The sequence below is a fragment of the Streptomyces prasinopilosus genome, assembly GCF_001419695.1.
In the GTDB taxonomy this organism is placed as follows: Bacteria; Actinomycetota; Actinomycetes; order Streptomycetales; family Streptomycetaceae; genus Streptomyces; species Streptomyces prasinopilosus.
In genome coordinates, this window is sequence record NZ_LIRG01000541.1 from 1 (window position 1) to 1,304 (window position 1,304).

At 74.5% G+C, this 1,304-nt stretch carries 2 protein-coding genes; one reads left to right on the forward strand and one right to left on the reverse strand.

The window, feature by feature from the left end; genetic code table 11:
* The coding region (gene mmuM / locus AOK18_RS21570; protein WP_055695426.1) for a homocysteine S-methyltransferase at positions 1-656 on the reverse strand (656 nt) is incomplete at its 3' end.
* 147 nt (positions 657-803) lie between these two features.
* On the opposite strand from mmuM, the gene AOK18_RS21575 reads away from it, so the two are divergent.
* Positions 804-1,304, forward strand: a 501-nt coding sequence (locus tag AOK18_RS21575; RefSeq protein ID WP_139058543.1) for a class II glutamine amidotransferase, incomplete at its 3' end; no start/stop codon positions are given.

Genomic DNA, 1,304 nt, shown 5'->3' on the forward strand with positions numbered 1-1,304 from the left:
CCGACGGCGACGACCTCGTCCACGCCGGCGGCGAGCGCGAAGGCGTCGGACAGGGGCCGGCCCGCGCGGGTGCGGTCGCCCGTCACCGAGTAGGACAGCCAGGCCGGGATGCCGAGGCCGGGCAGGATCCGCAGCAGGGCCTCCGCCTCGTCGGTGTCCGGGATCGTCTCCAGGGCGAGGATGTCGGGTTCCGCGGCGGCCAGGGCCTCCATGCGGGGACGGTGGAAGCGCTCCAGCTCGGCCACGGTCAGGCCGTACCGGCCCCGGTACTCGGAGCCGTCGGCGAGCATCGCGCCGTAAGGGCCGACGGACGCCGCCACCCACAGGGGGCGGGCCGTCCGGGCCCGCCGGGCCGCGGTCCGGGCCGCCCCGACGCTCAGGGCGAGCAGGGCGGCGACCCGGTCACGGCCGATGCCGCGTCGCGCGAAGCCCTCGAAGGTGGCCTGGTAGCTGGCGGTGATCGCCACGTCCGCGCCCGCCTCGAAGTAGGAGAGGTGGGCCTCGGTGATCGCCCCGGGGTCCTCGGCGAGCAGCCGCGCCGACCACAGCTCGTCGCTCAGGTCGTGGCCGGCCGCCGCGAGCCGGTCGGACAGGCCGCCGTCGAGGACGACGGTGCCCTCGGCGAGGGCGTCGGCGAGGGACGGGGTACCGCTCATGCCGTCGACGGTAGCCGAACCGGAGGCCGGGTGTCCGGGGCACGGCACCCGCCCGCCCCGCGGTTCCCGCGGCTCTCGCAGCGCGCCCGTGCGGGAGGGCTGGGATCCTGAGGGGGAGAGGGACCGCGACCGGGAAGGCGGTGGACGATGTGCCGGTGGCTCGCCTACTCGGGCACCCCCGTCCTGCTCGACAGCCTCCTCTACCGGCCGAAGCACTCGCTGATCGACCAGAGCCTGCACTCCGAACTGGGCGTCGAGACGACCAACGGCGACGGGTTCGGGGTGGGCTGGTACGGGCCCCGCACCGACACCCCGGCGGTCGTCCGGGACATCGGTCCGGCCTGGAGCAACCGCAACCTGCGGGAGATCGCCGGCCATGTCCGCTCGCCCCTGTTCTTCGCCCACATCCGGGCGTCGACCGGCTCGTCGGTGCAGGAGACCAACTGCCACCCGTTCCGTCACGGCCGCTGGATGTGGATGCACAACGGCGCGATCGCCGGCTTCGACCGCATCCGGCGCGACCTCGCCCTGGCCGTCGACCCGGAGCTCTTCCTCTCCATCGAGGGATCGACGGACTCCGAGCTGATGTTCTACCTGGCGCTCACCTTCGGACTGGAGCAGGACCCGCCGGACGCGGTCGCGCGGATG